Here is a 17,456-nt window from a genome sequence, read left to right as displayed (position 1 = left end):
CATTCGCTCGTTCCATACGTTCTTCACGACGCAAATCTCGGCATTCCACGTGTCAGTTCATCGGATTCCATCCGCCCATCGCCATACGTGTTCCACGTACCCGGACCGTGCGGTCCGGCAGTATCCTTCCCCTCATCGGCCTCGACATAGGCGGGGGCGCTACCACCACCATGCCCGGCCCGGTCATCGGGGGCTGCCTTCTCCGGCGGTGTACCGATGATGCCGTCCGTGTCGCTCAACTCCATCGCATCCTCCGGCTCTTCCCTATCGCCATCGATGCCGGAATCGCGGTCGTCCTGCGGCTCGCTCCATCCGGTCGGGTTCGTCCCGTTACCCCACCTCCAGAACTCGAGACGGGTAGGGATGACGTATTCCACGGCGACATAGGGTTCTGACGTGTTATTCTTGTACTCAGTGACGATTTCACTAGATTAGTCATGTCTAAATTATTTTTACGACATGAAACACCCTAGTCCGTCCCTCGAGGAAGTACATCAGAGCGTCGATACGCGCAGCCGCAATGGCTTCTTCCGCAGGTTGCTGGCCTTCATGGGGCCGGCATATCTCGTCGCCGTCGGCTACATGGATCCGGGCAACTGGGCAACGGACATCGCCGGGGGCAGCAAGTTCGGCTATACGCTGTTGTGGGTGCTCGTCCTGTCCAATCTCATTGCATTGCTGCTGCAGAGCCTCAGTTCCCGGCTCGGTCTCGTACGTCGCATGGACCTTGCGCAGGCTTCGCGACAGACCTATCCGCCCTTCGTCAATTTCGTCCTCTATGGCCTGGCCGAACTCGCCATCGCGGCCTGCGACCTGGCCGAGGTTCTCGGTATGGCCATCGGCCTGCAACTCCTCTTCGGCATCCCTCTTCTCTGGGGTGTCGTCATCACGCTGCTCGACACGTTCATCCTGATGGCCATCATGCGCGGAAACGTGCGCAGACTGGAAGCCATCGTCCTCGGCCTCATCACCATCATCGGCCTGGCCTTTCTTTCCCAGGTCATCATGTCGAAACCCGATGCGGGGACGCTGGTAACGGGACTGGTTCCACGCATTCCGAATACCGAGGCCCTCTATATCGCCATCGGAATCATCGGTGCGACGGTCATGCCGCACAACCTCTATCTCCACTCCGCCCTCGTACAGACCCGCCTGTTCTCGCGCGACCGACGCGGTATCCTCGAAGCGTTGAAGTTCAACGTCATCGACTCGGCCGTGGCCCTGAACCTGGCACTCTTCGTCAATGCTGCCATCCTGGTGGTCGCGGCCTCGGCGTTCTATACGCGCGGACTGCATGACGTCACGGAGATCCAGGACGCCCATAAGCTTCTGGCTCCACTGCTCGGCAGCGACATCGCACCCATTCTCTTCGCCGTGGCACTGATCGCGGCGGGACAAAGCAGTACCGTCACGGGGACGCTTGCCGGTCAGGTCGTCATGGAGGGATATCTGGGGCTGCGCCTGCGCCCCTGGCTGCGCCGCATCGTTACACGTGCCATCGCCATCATTCCTGCCGTCATCGTCATTCTCGTGGCTGGAGAAGAAGCCGTCGGCGAGCTTCTGGTACTGTCGCAGGTGATCCTCAGTCTGCAGTTGGGCTTCGCCATCATTCCCCTCATCCATTTCGTCAGCGACCGCCGGGAGATGGGGGAATTCGCCATTGGGCGAATCGTGAGGTTCCTCGCGTGGTTGAGTGCCTTCGTCATCATCGGTCTGAACGGCCGCCTCGTCTACGCGGAGATCGCCGGATGGATGGAATCGAGTGCAACACCCTACATCTATTGGCTGACGGTCGTACCCGCCTGCCTGTTCTTCGTCGCAATCCTCGTCTATGCCACCGTCATGCCCTTACGCACACATCGCAGACGACACATTCTCATGCCGCACAAGGAGCAGCATGGCGCGATGGATCTGAACGTCGACATACGCTATTCCCGCATCGCCGTGACGGTCGATTTCTCGGATGTGGACGAGAATGCGCTCCGTGCAGCCGTTTCGATGGGAGACACCGGCAGTACGATCATCCTGTTCCATGCCGTGGAGACACCGGGCGCACTGGTCATGGGTGAAGAGGCCTACGACAGGGAGACGAGCGCTGACCGTACACGTCTGGAGCGCTACGCCGATGAGATACGTCGGACCGGACGCAGTGCGGAAGTACGGATATGTCACGGTGAGCCCCGCAAGGTCCTGGTCGGGCAGGTCGCGGAAAGCGGCGCCGATCTGCTCGTCATGGCAGGGCATGGTCACTCCGGCATCAGCGACATCGTCCATGGTGCGACGATCGACGCCATCCGGCACAAGATTTCGATCCCGATGCTGGTGGTCTGAGCCCATCCCACATCACGATCATCGTTCAGCTCGTCGGCAATACCATGCTGCCTGTGGAACAATAGCCCCGATCATCGAACTGCATCTCGATGACGTGACGTTTCGTTCCCGTCGCGCGATCGAATTCGACGACGAGCTGCGCCTCCTCTCCGGCGCGGCCGCCAGCGGCGGAAAACCTGAGGATGACCTGGGCATGCAGGTCACGAAGCCAGGCACCACGCACACCTTCGGCTGTTCCCATACGCACTTCCAGTTGATCATTGATCTCCATTTCATCGCCCGTCGACGTGATGTCGATAATCTTGAAATGATTGAGGTCGATGTCTTTCGAGAACTGGACGTGAACGGTCGTATACATGAACACCTCTGATAAGAGTGCATGATCCTTGCCCGGGATCGGAGGAGTAGCTGCGCTGGACCATACACGTACCGCGGTTCCAGCACAGCACTACGCTACTCCATGAACCTGCATTGCATGGGTACGAACTTCCTACTTTCCATGGAGCCAGGCATCCCGCCAACCGGGGAGCGCCACGGAAATACCATGTTCAGGGGATCAGATGTTCTCGGAATCCGGATTGTAGAGGCCTATGGCGTAAGCGTACTTCACGAGGCCGATCGTGGAATTGATGCCGAGCTTGGCCATGATGGCTTTGCGGTGCTGTTCGATGGTGTGAATGCTGCGGAACAGTTGCTCGGCGATCTCCCGCGACGTCAGTTCGTCGTAGACAATCATCTTCAGGATCTTGAGTTCGGTTTCGGTCAGGCCGAGACGGCGATTGCTGATGGTGGGCTGATAATAGGAACGCTCGAACTGGGCGAAGGAACCGTTCATGACGTTGCGGAGGCAGGCGAGGATTTCGTCGATTCCCGCGACCTTCAGGACGTAACCGTCGGCATCGGCCCGAACGGCGCGAAAACGTACTTCCGCTTCACTGTATTGTGTAAGAAGGATCACATAGGGAAGCGTGCCGCCCGATTTCAGTTTGCGACACAACTCGATACCATCCATGACAGGCATACCGACATCGGACAGGACGATGTCGATCTCGTTCCGACGCTGACCGATCTCTTCGAGGGCGGCCACGGAATCGGTGGCGGATCCCACGATATGGATGTCCGACGTCAGCAGCAATGCGGCCTTGATACCCTCAAGGACACTGCGATGGTCATCGACCATGTAGACGCGGATCGGATTGCTTGTCGTCATGTTCGGCTTGCTCCAGGCTATGTGTTCAGTATGTCGTTGCTTCCGCCAATGGTACGCTCACGTGCGTGAACGTGCCGTGTCCAACCGTAGTATCGAGATGGAGCGTTCCTCCGTAGGTACCCACACGTGCAGCAACCTCGCGGAGTCCGAGTCCTTTGCTGGTCGTCCCGACATCAAATCCCGTACCGTTATCCTCGATCGAGAGATCGACCGTGGATTCATGGACGATGAGCTGCATTTCGATGACCGTTGCGTTGGCATGCCGCAATACGTTCTGCAGCAGGCTTTGCGCGCACCGGTAGAGGCATCGGGCGAGATCATGATGGATGGTGTCGATGTCTCCATGTGCACCGTAGTTGATCGAAAGGCCATTCACGGCCAGGGCCGTGTCCTGGACAAGTATCTGCATCGCCGCCGCGAGGCCCTGCGATTCCAGTACCGTATTGGATAGCTCATGGGAGATACGCCGGACGTCGTTGGCCACTTCGACGATTTTCTCCCGGGCACGTACCATGACGTCCTGCATGGATTGTTCCGACAACTGTTCGCCGCGGCCCAGCTGATCGATCAGCAGGCGCAGGATGGTCAGGTCCTGTCCGACGCTGTCGTGCAGATCCCGTGCGATCGATCTGCTGACGCGATCCTGCGTTTCGATGATGACGCGTGTCTTCTCCTGTTGCCGTTCTACTTCGATCTGTCCGAGCTGACGTTCGTAGCTGGCACGGAAGTCCACGATACGTCCGATCGATCCCGACATTTCATCCAGTCTTTGCGTCTGCACGTCGGCGAGTTCCTGCAACAGGCGCGCCCTGTAGCGCTCGTCGTCGCCGGGTATGATGACGAGATGTTCCCTGAGGACGTTGGCGCGTTCCTCGTAGAGGCGATGCTCGTAGGCGGTGGCGCTCGCAAGTTCGAACCAATGCGCCGCGTCCGCCGGTGAGTCGAGCACTCCATGGATGCGTCCGCGCAGGGAGTAGACCTCTACCCGCGCGACTGCCGATGCCGAGGCGACATCGTCCATCGAGATGCTCTCCACCAGATTCCTGGCCTCTTCGTGCTTTCCTATCCTCACCAACAACTCTGCCTTGCCGACGATCAATCTGATGAACTGGGATGTCGGCGGCGTCGCGTCGATACATGCCAGCGCCTCGTCATACAACCTGAGCGCTTCGACGTGTTGTTGTTCGATCTTTTCCATCACTGCCAGATTTTGAAGAAGAATCGCCCTCCCTGTCGATGGCGAATCGAAAGGGGGTTGTGCAAGCGCTTCGCGCAGCATCACCTTGGCACGACCATGATCGCCCGTTCGCTGCAAGGTGGCGGCTACGTTGGCACGGATACCTTGCGTCTGACGGGAACTTCCCTCCTTCTCGACGACGTCGAGGGCCGCAAGATATGCAGTCGTGGCGGCAGCAACATCTCCATTGATCAACAAAACCGATCCGATCTCCACACGACAGAACGCCGCATCGAGGATCCATCCATGTTCCTGGAACGTAGCTTCGGCGCGAAGCTGCATCGAGATACTGCGCGCGTACTCGCTCCGCTTGCGCGCAAGGTGCCCCTGGCGGTGCAGCAATGCCGCGAGAACGAGTGCGTGACCTCCCTCGGCAAGAGCTTCAGCCAGATCGAGATGGACGACGACGTCGGATGGGTTTCCAAACGTAGCACACCATCTGCTGCGGACGAGTTCGTCCACGAACATGATTCCCTTATCCAGAGGATCGTAATGCCGATCCATCAGGGCTTTGGACGTGACGTCGTCACGAACGAGAATCGCCTGATTCAGATCATACAATGCGGAAAGGACACGCCCCTCTCCAACGGCCTGGTCGAAACGCCGCTCAACTCCGACACGATTGATATTCCAGAGAAACGAGAATATTTCTTCAGAATACCTACTTCCAGGGATTGCCAAAGGAGCCATAGGAACCACAATTTGCGTACAAGTATGGATACGTCGGCATCATGTCGAAACCGTCCTCCCCCATTACATCACCATTTCCGGAAGAAGCCATATCCTATGGATGAGAATCCTATACCTGGCGCAGACCTCAAGACGCTGAGCTTTATGGCTTGCGAAGTCAATCTCCTCACCCTTACACCTGCAGGCCTCGTCCGAGGCCCCAAGGCAATGTTGCCGATAGGTACGGTCGTCATCGTCGATAGCCGCTGCTTGATTCCCGTAGGCGGTGTGACGTACAGGATCGCATATCCGTCCCTTATCGTCATCGCCTCCTGCTCGAATCCCAGTTTGATCAACCTCGCCGCCGAAACGGCACAACCGGTCGACGTAACCGTGCCGGCTCCTCCTGAAGAGTGACATGGTGTTGTGAGTGCGATGGAAATGTAGAGAAGAGACTGCGGGGCCCCCGGTGATCGAGACGATGACCGGGGGCTTCGTCGTGTATGGGGACCTGCCGGGTCGAGCAAGGTCCGCATCACAGAAATATGTAGAATTGCCGAATGTTGCGCTACGGTATTTATGCGCAAATGATCGCAGGCATCGTGAACCCCGAGGAGAGAACGAATGACATGGTCGAACTACGGCGGCAACATCGTCGTCAAACCGAAGCGGATAGAACAACCGACGACGCTGCAACAGCTCATCGACATCGTTCGCAATGCGGAGGCCCACGGCCTCACCGTACGCGGCTTCGGCGACGGTCATTCCTTCAGTTCCGTGGCGGTGACGGACGACGTCATGGTACGGACGCATTCCTATGCCTCTCCCCTCCCCTTGCCACCGATGCGGAATCTGGCGGGTAATCCGCGTCTCGTCAACGTCGAAGCGGGCATCACGCTCGCACAGCTCATCAGGCATCTGCGTTCGTTGAAGACTCCCCTCGCGTTGCCGAACATGGGCAGCTATACCGGGCAGGCGCTGATCGGCGCCATCACGACCGGTACGCACGGAAGCGGGCTCACACTGGGGCCGATCGCCGAGATGGTCAGATCCGTCCTCATCGTCGCTTCGGGTGGCCGCGTCTTCCGCATCGAGCCGTCCAACGGAATCACGGATCCGGCCGTACCCGAGACCGGCGTAACGCTCGTACAGAACGACGACTGGTTCCACAGCGTCGTCGTATCGATGGGCTGCATGGGACTCGTACACTCCCTCGTCATCGAAGGCATTCCGGATTACGAACTCTTCGAAGACCGTCGCCTCGGACGGTGGACGGAAGCACGATCGATGATCGACGTCGACCACGCCATCTTCTCACGATTCCGGCACCAGGAGATACTCGTCAATCCGTATTCGACCGACGGAGCACCGAAGGTCCTCGTCACGGCACGACGTACACGCACGACCGAAGCCCTTTCCCCTCAGCCGACACGGGACAGTCCCTGGCTGGCGATAGCGAACGTAGCCCAGGAGCTCGTCGGAATCGGACTGCAATCCCATATCGTCAATCATCCGACCCAGATCCCAGGTCTGTTGGATTCCGGCCTCAGCGCCCTGCGTGGAACGTTCTGCTCGCACTACGACGGCGTCCTGACGCTCGGCCTGGGCGGCATCGACGGCTATGCGAACGAGATCGCCGTGCCCTTCGAGCAGACTGCCACGGCCGTCGACATCATCATCGAAACGTTGAACAAGCTCCGCGTACCGAAGAACTGGCGTACGTACGTGACGTCACCGTTCTCCCTGCGCTTCGTCGCGGCATCTGCGCACTACCTGGCTCCGCAGTACGGACGTCCGACGTGCATGATCGAACTGCCGTTCATGTCCCTGCCCGACATCGGTGTGACGGAAGAAAGCGTCCTCATCCTGAATCACATCCAGCGGCGCCTGCAGACCACGTGCGATGCGCGGATGCACTGGGGACTGGAATTCGATGCTCTCACCGCCGAACAGGTACGCACGATGTATCCCCGATGGCAGACGTGGTGCGAGGTTCTTCTCGCCCTCGATCCCCGCGGTACGTTCAGGAATTCGTGGACGCGCAGGGTCATCGAACCGTTGCTGCAGCATACGGGTGGTACGATCACGGCCTGATATGGCGTCTTCCGCATGCGCCCACACCGTCACAGTTCCAGTTCGACACCGAAGATGGGAATGATTCCCCACATCGGTTCGGCCTCGACGCTCTGATCCTTGATATCCCAGTAGTACAGCTTCGTGTTCTTGCGGTTGTAGATGTTGACGACGTTCAGATACGTCGTCAGCGATGCCCCCATGAAGTACCAGCGCTTGTCCGCCCGAAGTGATAGCGAGTGATAGGCAGGGAGGTAGTCGGTATTCGTATTCGCGACATCCCGCACCGTCCTGCCCAGCGCGCGCGAGGCGACGGGATCGACCGGTGTCACGGCCTTGCCACCTGCATAGACGAACCGTGCACTGAAGATCCAGGCACTGTCCGGCGCATAGCCTATCAGCAGATTGAGTACCAGACGATTGTCGAACGTCCGGTTTCTCCATGTTCCGTCGAAGTCCCGATAGCGGCTCCGGAAGTACGATGCACCGGCAGTGCCGTACCAATGCCCCGACAGGCGTTTCTGGACGAGGAGTTCGACACCGCGTGTGTAGGCGGAACCGCTGTCGCTGAAAACTCCGTACTGACCGTAATTCGAGACGTCGCCTGCGACCTGGTCGACGACGAACAGGTACGGCACGTTTGCGGATAACGGAAATCGATCGTATTCCTTGACGTACCCTTCCAGTGATATCTTGACGTCGGGCATCGGCAGCCAGTTCACGCCGACGATGCCGTGCATCGCACGAGGAACGTCGCGCCGCAGGTTGGACGGATCCTGCGCCAGAAGGAAGGGCGGCAGCTCCTGGTGGAAGACGCCTGCGGAGGCCGTGATCCAGAACGGTTCGGATACCTGATACGATGCCTGGAATCGAGGGTCCACAGTCCAGCGTCTCATCGCCGTCGAATACGTTCCACGAATACCTGCCGTCAACGTCAACCGTCCGAGCCGCTGACGGAACGATGCGAAGCCCGCCATCCATCCTGCGTCGAACGACTGCGATGTCGGCCGTTCGGAATCTTCCGAACGCATGATGCGCTGACGCGCTTCGATACCGCCTTCGAGATGGCTACCGTCGGCTATCGTCCATGCCGTTACGCTGCGCAGATTGAAGACATCGTCATTCACCGTCGTCAGCTCCACCAGACTGTCGCGATCGACCGACGACCATGTGTTGCGCGCATCGATATGGGAATAGGACAGTGCGGTATTCGTCACTACCGACTCGCCCCACAGTGCCCGCCAGGTCAGCCCAGACGTCGACACATGATATCCTTCGTCACCGTAGGTACTGTTCCCTTCGGTCTGCGCCACATCCTTGGGACGTTTGAAGTCGCTGACACCGTAGATACCAAGAGCGGAAATGCGATGTCCCGCTCCGGGATCGAAGACGATCTTACCCTGGACGTCGCCGAAGTTCGGAGCCTTGCCGACATCCAGCAGGGCGACGATGGCGTCCAGATAGCTTCGCCTGCCCGACACCATATACGAGCCTGCATTGCCGATCGGACCTTCGATATTGCCACCGAAGCCCGTCATGTTGAGATCGATCTGTCCTTGAAGACGTTCGCGATTACCCTCGCGGAACGATACATCGATGATGGCCGACGTCCGATCCCCATAGGTCGCGTCGAAGCCACCGGCCGACATCGTGAGATTCTCCACGAAGTCCATGTTGACGATGGAAATGTTTCCACCTGTCGCGCCCTGCTGTGGGAAGTGATTGATATTCGGCGTATAGAGCCCGTCGATATAGTAGCCGTTCTCCATCGGACTGCCGCCGCGGACGACGAGATCGTTCGCCTCGTCCTCCGGTTGCGTTACGCTCGGCAGATTGAGCAGTGCCCTGTTGAGGTCACCGACGGATGCAGCGGAACGACGTAGTTCCTCGGCATTGAAGGACACCGTACTGACGTTGGCATCGGCACCATTGTCGAAGTAGTTCGCCGTCACCAGCACTTCGTCCATATCCACGGAAGACTCGTGCAACCCTGTGTTCACGATCGTCACCCGTCCGGACCGCACGAAGACGTCGGACTCCACGCGTGGTCGATAGCCGAGCAGACGTACTTCGATCTGTACGATCCCAACGTCGACACCCGTGATCCGATAGGTACCGTCCTTCTTCGAAACGGCTCCTTTGTCGGAATTCCGTACCCGCAAGCTCACACCAGGCAATGGTTGCTGCGTAGCTGCATCGACAACGGTACCGCTGACGATACCGCCCATGACGTTCCTCTGGACCTCTGTGCTGTCCTGCGCCCACCCTGTCGATACGAGAATGCCCAGAATCATCAGCGACGTCGTTATTCGCACAGCCATCGTCAGCCCCGTTGAATGATCCGTATCCATCTGCGATCCATGCGTGCCACCCTCTCAATACCGGGTGCAAAGATCATACTTCGTCCGGTCCCGCAGAAGGGATTTCCTGACGGGATCTGTCGGAGGCAGGCTCCCCGGATCCGGTCCGGACACTGCGGCTGTAACACGTATGCGTCAGAACAATCAACCACATTGGAATCAACGGCTTGCGACCGGATTTCTACCTATTTCCGGACGTAGTCAGAAAATGACTAGAAATAATGGGTATCTGGGGCTAACTTTCCTTCCACCCTCTCAACGCAACGGACAACATGCTGCGATACAAAGCCGACCGCCGAACACTTGCCTATATGGCAATGACGACAACCCTGTTCTTTTTCCTCTGGATATCGGAGGGCTTCAGTCCGTGGCTCTACGTCATCTATCTCTTTCTGTCGGTCGCGGTGACGGTCATAGCCCACAATCACAATCACCTGCCGATCTTCCGGAACAAGACGCTCAATAATCTTACGGATTACTGGCTCACCGTGTTCTATGGCTTCCCGGCATTCGCCTGGATACCAACGCACAACATGAACCATCATGCCCTCAACAACCGCGAGGGAGACTATACGATCACCTATCGGTTGACGGAGCACAATCACCTGCTGATGCTTCTCCTCTATCCTTCGGTCAGCTCCTTCTATCAACAGAAGCCCATTCGTGACTACCTCAAGATGCTGAGGAAGGACAACCGCCGGAAATACTGGCTCGCGGTCATGCAGTATGCATTCCTCGTCGCCTGGATCGTTACCGGCCTGCTCATCGACTGGCAGAAGGCCCTGCTCTACATCATCATTCCCCAACAGTTCGGCCTGTTCGCGGTTCTCGTCTTCAACTACGTACAACACGTTCATGCCGACGAAGAATCCGAGTTCGATCACTCCCGCAATTTCACGGGCTTCCTGAACGTACTGCTCTTCAACAACGGCTATCACACCGTCCACCATGACAAGGCGGGAACGCACTGGAGCAAGACCCCCGAACTGCATGCCAAGATCGCGGACAAGATCGCACCGGACCTGAACGAGCGCAGTTTCTGGTGGTATATCATCCGTGTCTACTTCCTTTCCATCATTATTCCCTCCTATCGCACGCGCTCACGGCGCCTCGAACGGATGGCAGGAACGTCGAAGACCATGGCTGCGGAAACGCTCACGAAGGATCACCAAGCACGTGGCGTACAGCCATCTTCTTCTGCGTCGTGAAGTCGTACAGGACGATGACGTCCGTTCCTTCTGCCACGACGTCCCCCGCTTGGTCGATAAGGAGATGACGAAGCGTAAAACTCGTCCTGCCCGTCGACGCCAACGATGTCCGTACGGTAATCGTACCGGGATAGTGCAACTGCTTCTTGAAGTCGCACTTCGTGGATGCCAGGATGGGACCGACGTTCGTGGTGTTGTAGATATGCATCAGACCCACCTCTTCCCAGTATGAGACGCGTGCAGCCTGGATGTACTGGAAGTAGGCGATGTTGTTGACGTGACCGAAGCGATCCAGGTCACTCCAGTCGATCCTGAGATCCAGCGAATGTTCCGTCATCATGAGACCTCGACAGATCCGTGTTCAATGAAACGACTTCTCCCGGATCGGGAACGACGAGCCGTGTTCCGGTCCGCCGTGCTTCGTTCTGCAGACGATCGATGGGTTCGGCCCACGGATGGATGGCGAGATCGAAGGTGGCCCAGTGTATCGGCAGGAGAAGCTCTCCGCCCACCATACCATGTGCGGCAACGGCCTCTTCGGGAAAGAGATGGATTTCCGCCCAGGCCTTGTCGTAGGCCCCGATGGGCATCAACGTGAGATCAAACGGACCGAAGCCCTTTCCGATATCGTCGTATTGCGGCATGAAGCCAGAATCGCCGCCGAAGTAGACGCGATGATCCCCATTGACGAAACACCATGATGCCCACAGTGTGGTGTAGGTCGACATCATGCGTGTCGACAGCGTACGACCCGAATAGTGCCGTGCAGGCGTGCAGATGATCGTGTTGTCACCGTGCCGTACGTCCTGCCACCAGTTCCGTTCCACGATACGCTCGGCAGGGACACCCCATCGACGCAGGATCGCGCCGAGACCCATCGGCACGATGAACTGGCGCGTGCGCTCGGCCACCATGCGGATCGTCCACTTGTCCATGTGATCGTAGTGATCGTGGGAAAGGACGACGGCATCGACGTAGGGAATGTCGGACGGATGAATCGGCGAGGCATGGAGACGACGCGGCCCGATCGATTGCGAGAACGACGCGCGCTCGTTGAGGACGGGATCGAGCAGATAGCGTTGACCACCCATCTCCATCAGCAGGGAGGCATGGCCGAGCCACCACACCTTCGGCGCCTGCGAGGCCGACGCGAAAAGATCGGCCGACGCGATGGGATGGACGGTAATGGGATCGGGAGGTCTGCCGATTCCTTTCGGGCGCCGGGCATACCTCTTGAAGGCATCCCACATGGCTCCGTCGACATTCAAGCGTGTCGGGATCGGATTGGTATACATGGGGTCTTACGACGTTCCTGTCATCCGTTCATTTCACCGACGTCAGTCGGCGATGCGAACGGCTTCGATGTCGAGATGCATTTCGTGCTTGCGCAGCACTTCGTCGTCGAACCGCTGCTCCTTCCTCAGAGCCACAAGTTCCTTGCGCTGTATACCGATGAGTTCGGCGACGACTTCACGATAACGCTTCATCAATGCCTTCTCGTGTTCGTCGCATTCCAGTTGATCCAGATGCTGCGCGATCATCCTGATATCCTGCTCGTACTGCGTCCGCAGCGACCGCACCAGCTCATTCTCGTGGAGCTCCGCGGAGAACCGTGCGTTGAGATGACTCAACGAAGCTTCCGTCATGCGAAGCCGTATCGCCGCCTCCTGCTCCTCCTCGTCCATACGTTCATCGACTTCGTGGATGCCGAGTACCCTGATGAGGACCGGCAGGCTCAATCCCTGCAGGACGAGCGTGAAGAGGATGACGACGAAGGTGATGAAGAGGATGAGGTTCCGTTGCGGGAAGGTGGCACCATCGGCGGCGACGAACGGAACGGACAATGCCGATGCGAGGGACACCACGCCACGCATACCGGACCAGCTCACGAGGAAGACGCCCTTCCATCCCGGATTGCTCTCGCGTTCACGTATGCGCTTACTCAGGATCCTCGGAATGTAAGCGGCCGGATAGACCCATGCAATACGGATCGCGATCGTGAGCAGGCTGATGAATACACCATACATGATGGCCTGCATCAGGGAATAGTCGCCAAGCCCCGCCACGATGGCCGGAAGTTCGAGACCGATGAGGATGAAGACGAGGCCGTTCAGAACGAAGACGACCGTCGACCAGGTCCCCGTCGCCTGGATACGCGAACGGTAACTGAGTATCTCGTGCGAACGGAAGGACAGGAACAGTCCGCCGCTGACGACGGCCATGACGCCGGAGAAATGGAACTGCTCCGCGACGATGTACATGAGATAGGGCGTCATCAGCGTCAATGCCGTATCGATGCTCGGAGTCGTCGGCATCCACCGATGGATGACGTACATGATATGGGCGATGGCAAGGCCAATGACGACTCCCATGCCAGCAACGACGAAAAAGTCGACGACGGCGGCACGGAGAACGAACTGTCCGGATACCACGGCCGCCAGTGCGAAGCGGAATACGATCAGACTCGATGCATCGTTGACGAGGCTCTCGCCTTCGAGGACGGTCAGAACGCGTCGTGGAATCGCCATGCCTTTCAGGACGGACGTAGCGGCGACGGCATCGGGCGGCGATACGATACCCCCAAGGAGGAAGCCGAGCGCCAGCGTAAAGCCGGGTATCATGGCCGAGGAAACGAGGGCGACGGCCGCCGATGTGAAGATCACGAGACCGAAGGCAAGCAGCGCGATGGGCCGCTTCCACCTCCAGAATTCGTACCATGACGTATACCATGCCGCTTCGTACAGCAAGGGCGGCAGGACGAGCAGGAAGATGAATTCCGGATTGATGCCTACCTGTGGAATGCCCGGTACGACACCGATCAGCAATCCTGCGATCACGAGGAGGATGGGATATGATATCCGCAGTCTCTGCCCGAGCATGACGAGCATGAATACGGCGAACAGGAGGCTGAGGATCAGCAGGAGCTTGTAGGGAAGCATGGTGGCAAAATAGCTTCCCCGGCGCCATCCCGATACATCCGCTACGGTACCATCCGGTAGCCCACGCCGATCTCCGTCCTGATGATGAGAGGGCGGTCTGGATCGACTTCGAGTTTCTTCCTGAGTGCCGCTATGTATACCCTGACGTACTGCATCTCTTCCTGCGCACCCGGTCCCCATACGCTGCGGAGGATATGGTGATTCGTGACGACGCGCCCGGCATTTGATGCGAGCACGCGCAACACGGCGAACTCCGTGGCCGTGAGATGTATGCGCTCCCCGTCGCGCATGACGACATGACCCGCGAGATCGATGCTCAGAGGTCCGATCACGACGTCGGCCTGCGTCTCGGTGCGCGCCCGCCGGCGCACGTGGGCACGCATCCGTGCGAGCAGTTCGGGGATGGAGAACGGCTTGGTGATGTAGTCGTCGGCACCGGCATCGAGCAGGGCGACCTTCTCGTGCTCCGCATCCCGTGCCGTGATGACGATGATGGGAACATCGCTCCATGAGCGTACGGTACGGACGACGTCGACCCCTTCTCCGTCCGGCAGACCGAGGTCGAGGAGGATGACGTCGGGACGCGTCATCGCCGCCTCGACGGAAGCCGAACGCACGCTTCCGGCTTCGATCACACGCCAGTCCTGCGATTCCAGGGCGATACGTATCATACGTCTAATGGCGACCTCGTCGTCGACCAGCAAGGCTGTAGGACTGTCCGTCGTCATGTCTTCACCTCTGAATCTTCCTCGTTCGGAATGGTGATCACGAATCGTGTGCCAGCATTCTCCTTCCGATCGGGATGGGCCACTTCGACACGCACCGTGCCGCCATGTGCGGTGACGAGGCCATCCACGATGGCCAGGCCCAGGCCCGTACCACCGCTCGGTGCGGAGCTGCCTCGATAGAATTTGTCGAAGACGTGGGGACGCTCTTCATCCGGAATGCCCGGTCCATGATCTTCGACGTCGATACGGAAAGAAGCCACCTCCGGGATGAGCCGGATGACGATGTCCGTACCGGGCGGCGTGTAGATGGCCGCATTCAGCAACAGGTTCCGCAGAACGTGTTCCATATACACGGCGTCGCATTTGACGAGTGGATGCACGACGGAGCTTTCTATCCGGACCGGATGGTCGGCGAGCTCATGTTCCAGGGCTCCGACGACGCTGCGGACGAGATCATGCATATCGGTCCACTCCGGCCGAAGCATCACGCCTCCGCCTTCGATACGCGTCATATCAAGCAGATTGGCGACGAGCCTGTCCAGACGCACCGTTCCCTGGCGTATCTGCTCGAGCAGTTCGACGATACGCGCGTCACCATCCTCGCCGAGCAGTTCGTGGATGACTCCGGCCGATCCGCCGATTGCCGCCAACGGCGTTCGTATCTCGTGCGAAACGGTGTTCAATAGCAATCGATACAATCGTTCCCGTTCGTCCGTCATGCGTAGCCGTTCCGCTTCGGAGCGGAGCCGCTCCCGTTCGATGGCACGTGCGATCTGCTGGAGAACGGACCCGAGGGAAACGATGTCCACGGCCTCGCGCGATTGTGCCCGCAGACGAAGCCCCAGAATGCCGACCACATGATCTCCGACGATGAGCGGATGGAACGTCCCATCCGCCGAAGGCAGCGTGTCCGTTCCGTTGCCCGCCGACTTTCCGTTACGGTAACTCCACGTGGCCACACCGACGTCCTTGTCCGCCGGAACATAGGTGGCGCCCGGCAGCACGATCTCGGACAACTGCTTGTCGTCCGCATCCGGCATCATCAGACAGACATCGACGTCGAGCATCTGTCCGAGCCGCTCGGAGACGACGACGGAGATCGCGTCCAGCCCTGCGGCATCGCCGAGATCATGGGCAAGACGGTACAAAGTATCGGTACGACGTTCACGTCGCCGGATCACCTTCTCCCGCAGCCGTATCCGTGTACTGAGTACGGATGACGTGAGTGCGACGATGAAATACAGGACGAAGGTCAATCGATCCTCTATCCTGCCGATGCTGAACGTCAATCGCGGCGGGATGAAGAAGAAATCCCACATTACCGCCATCAATGCGGCCGTGACGAGGACCGGTCCCCTACCCGCCAGCATGGGCAGTATCGCAACATAGACGAGGAGGATGAGCCCGACGGCCTGATATCCTACGATGGGCAGAAGAGGCAGGCAGGACATCGTCAAGGCGAGGCCGATCAGCAAGGGTACGGGATAGGCCGCCCAACCGGACATCGGCGTCAGTGAGATCGGTCGTCGCTGTCCGCCGGCATTGTCGTCGTCGATACCCTGCACGATGGCGATGTCGACGTCACGACTCTTCTCCACCAGCTGCGACACGAGCCCCGTGCGGAACGTCCATGCAAGGCGTCCCCGGACGCGTGGTTTGCCGACGACGATGGTGGATGCATTGATACGCCGAGCCGCCGTCAGCAGTCCCGATGCTATGTCATCGTCGTCGAGAACGATGACGTCCTGTGCCCCAAGTTCACGGGCAAGGGAGATGTTCCGCGTCAACTGCTCACGCTGCTCTTCGGACACCATACGTGGTGTCCGTACATAGACTGCGAACCACGGTATGTCCCGTGCGGCGGCAGCCTGCCGTGTCCAGCGTATCAGCCTGGCTGCGTACGGACTCGGACCGATGGCGACGAGGAAGCGCTCGCGCGCAGGCCATACCGTATCGATCCGTTCGTCGACACGATAGTCCAGCAATTCCTTGTCGACGTGGTCGGCCGTGGTACGCAACGCCATCTCACGCAGGGCCGTCAGATTGCCGACACGGAAGAAGTTGCTGGCGGCCTGTTCGCGCCGATCACCCGTATAGACACGTCCTTCGCGAATGCGCTGCAGAAGATCTTCGGGCGATATGTCGACGAGTTCGACATCGTCCGCCTGGTCCACCACGCTGTCCGGCAAGGTTTCCAGTACGCGGATGCCGGTGATACGGCGGACGTTGTCGGCTCGGCTCTCGAGGTGCTGGACGTTCAGCGTCGTATAGACGTCGATGCCTGCATCGAGCAGTTCCTGTACGTCCTGATACCGCTTGGGATGGCGCGTTCCTGGTGCATTCGTATGGGCGAGTTCATCGACGAGGACGACATCCGGATGCAGCGCCAGAAGGTGATCCAGGTCCATTTCCATGATGGTCGTATCGCGATGACCGACGGCCATGCGCGGGATGACGACCAGCCCATCCAGCAGGGCCGCCGTCTCCGAACGTCCGTGCGTCTCCACGACACCGACGACGACGACGCGTCCTTCCCGTACGAGCCGGTGCGCAGCCGTGAGCATGGCATAGGTCTTCCCTACGCCGGCCGACATTCCGAGAAAGATCTTCAGCCGGCCACGCCCCTCCCGTTCACCTGCCTGGATGAGCGAGGTGAGAAGTCTGTCGGGATCGGGGCGTGTCGGTTCTTCGCTGCTCATAC

At 59.0% G+C, this 17,456-nt stretch carries 14 protein-coding genes; 4 read left to right on the top strand and 10 right to left on the bottom strand.

Features of this window, described 5'->3' with window-relative positions; translation table 11 throughout:
- Window positions 1-23: 23 nt before the first annotated feature.
- Entirely contained in the window at window positions 24-377 is a 354-nt protein-coding gene (locus BGO89_11435; protein ID OJX57110.1) for a hypothetical protein, read from the bottom strand.
- Window positions 378-459: 82 nt separating this feature from the next.
- Here BGO89_11435 and BGO89_11430 point away from each other — a divergent pair, with 82 nt between their 5' ends.
- Entirely contained in the window at window positions 460-2,331 is a 1,872-nt protein-coding gene (locus tag BGO89_11430) for an iron/manganese transporter (protein ID OJX57109.1), read from the top strand.
- Window positions 2,332-2,356: 25 nt separating this feature from the next.
- Here the strand turns inward: BGO89_11430 and BGO89_11425 are convergent, their stop codons facing one another.
- From BGO89_11425 to BGO89_11415, 3 genes are all read right to left on the bottom strand, one after another.
- On the bottom strand, window positions 2,357-2,689 hold the full coding sequence (locus BGO89_11425) for a hypothetical protein (protein OJX57108.1): 333 nt from the start codon (window positions 2,687-2,689) through the stop codon (window positions 2,357-2,359).
- A 198-nt stretch (window positions 2,690-2,887) separates the two neighbouring features.
- Complete coding sequence (locus BGO89_11420) at window positions 2,888-3,541, bottom strand: hypothetical protein (protein OJX57107.1); 654 nt, start codon at window positions 3,539-3,541, stop codon at window positions 2,888-2,890.
- Between the two features lie 25 nt (window positions 3,542-3,566).
- On the bottom strand, window positions 3,567-5,339 hold the full coding sequence (locus tag BGO89_11415) for a hypothetical protein (GenBank protein ID OJX57106.1): 1,773 nt from the start codon (window positions 5,337-5,339) through the stop codon (window positions 3,567-3,569).
- A gap of 225 nt (window positions 5,340-5,564) precedes the next feature.
- Between BGO89_11415 and BGO89_11410 the strand changes: the two genes are divergently transcribed.
- Entirely contained in the window at window positions 5,565-5,864 is a 300-nt protein-coding gene (locus tag BGO89_11410) for a hypothetical protein (protein OJX57105.1), read from the top strand.
- A 207-nt stretch (window positions 5,865-6,071) separates the two neighbouring features.
- Window positions 6,072-7,541 carry a hypothetical protein gene (locus BGO89_11405; GenBank protein OJX57104.1) on the top strand — a complete coding sequence of 490 codons (1,470 nt, stop codon included), beginning with the start codon at window positions 6,072-6,074 and terminating at the stop codon, window positions 7,539-7,541.
- A 29-nt stretch (window positions 7,542-7,570) separates the two neighbouring features.
- On the opposite strand, the gene BGO89_11400 is transcribed toward BGO89_11405, so the two are convergent.
- Window positions 7,571-9,841 (bottom strand): hypothetical protein, encoded by a 2,271-nt coding sequence (locus BGO89_11400; GenBank protein OJX57103.1) that lies wholly within the window; start codon window positions 9,839-9,841, stop codon window positions 7,571-7,573.
- 356 nt (window positions 9,842-10,197) lie between these two features.
- Between BGO89_11400 and BGO89_11395 the strand changes: the two genes are divergently transcribed.
- Complete coding sequence (locus tag BGO89_11395; protein OJX57102.1) at window positions 10,198-11,088, top strand: hypothetical protein; 891 nt, start codon at window positions 10,198-10,200, stop codon at window positions 11,086-11,088.
- On the opposite strand, the gene BGO89_11390 is transcribed toward BGO89_11395, so the two are convergent.
- The 5 genes from BGO89_11390 to BGO89_11370 are packed head-to-tail and all read right to left on the bottom strand — an operon-like array spanning window position 11,036 to window position 17,454.
- A complete protein-coding gene (locus BGO89_11390; protein OJX57101.1) occupies window positions 11,036-11,428 on the bottom strand; it encodes a hypothetical protein in 393 nt (130 codons plus the stop codon). The two genes, BGO89_11395 and BGO89_11390, sit on opposite strands and share 53 nt — an antisense overlap.
- The gene (locus BGO89_11385) at window positions 11,385-12,383 is read right to left on the bottom strand and encodes a hypothetical protein (GenBank protein OJX57100.1); all 999 of its coding nucleotides are present in this window, start codon (window positions 12,381-12,383) and stop codon (window positions 11,385-11,387) included. Before BGO89_11385 ends, BGO89_11390 begins: the two co-directional genes overlap by 44 nt.
- 42 nt (window positions 12,384-12,425) lie before the next feature.
- A complete protein-coding gene (locus tag BGO89_11380; protein ID OJX57099.1) occupies window positions 12,426-14,027 on the bottom strand; it encodes a Na+/H+ antiporter in 1,602 nt (533 codons plus the stop codon).
- Window positions 14,028-14,068: 41 nt separating this feature from the next.
- On the bottom strand, window positions 14,069-14,755 hold the full coding sequence (locus tag BGO89_11375; protein OJX57098.1) for a hypothetical protein: 687 nt from the start codon (window positions 14,753-14,755) through the stop codon (window positions 14,069-14,071).
- Window positions 14,752-17,454: a hypothetical protein gene (locus BGO89_11370; protein ID OJX57097.1), complete on the bottom strand. Its 2,703-nt coding sequence runs from the start codon at window positions 17,452-17,454 to the stop codon at window positions 14,752-14,754. The genes BGO89_11375 and BGO89_11370 overlap by 4 nt, the downstream gene beginning before the upstream one ends.
- Window positions 17,455-17,456 lie beyond the last annotated feature (2 nt).

This window comes from Candidatus Kapaibacterium thiocyanatum (assembly GCA_001899175.1).
GTDB classification, from domain to species: Bacteria; Bacteroidota; Ignavibacteria; order Kapaibacteriales; family Kapaibacteriaceae; genus Kapaibacterium; species Kapaibacterium thiocyanatum.
The sequence above is the reverse complement of the archived record's forward strand: the minus strand, read 5'-3'. Positions and strand labels throughout refer to the sequence as shown.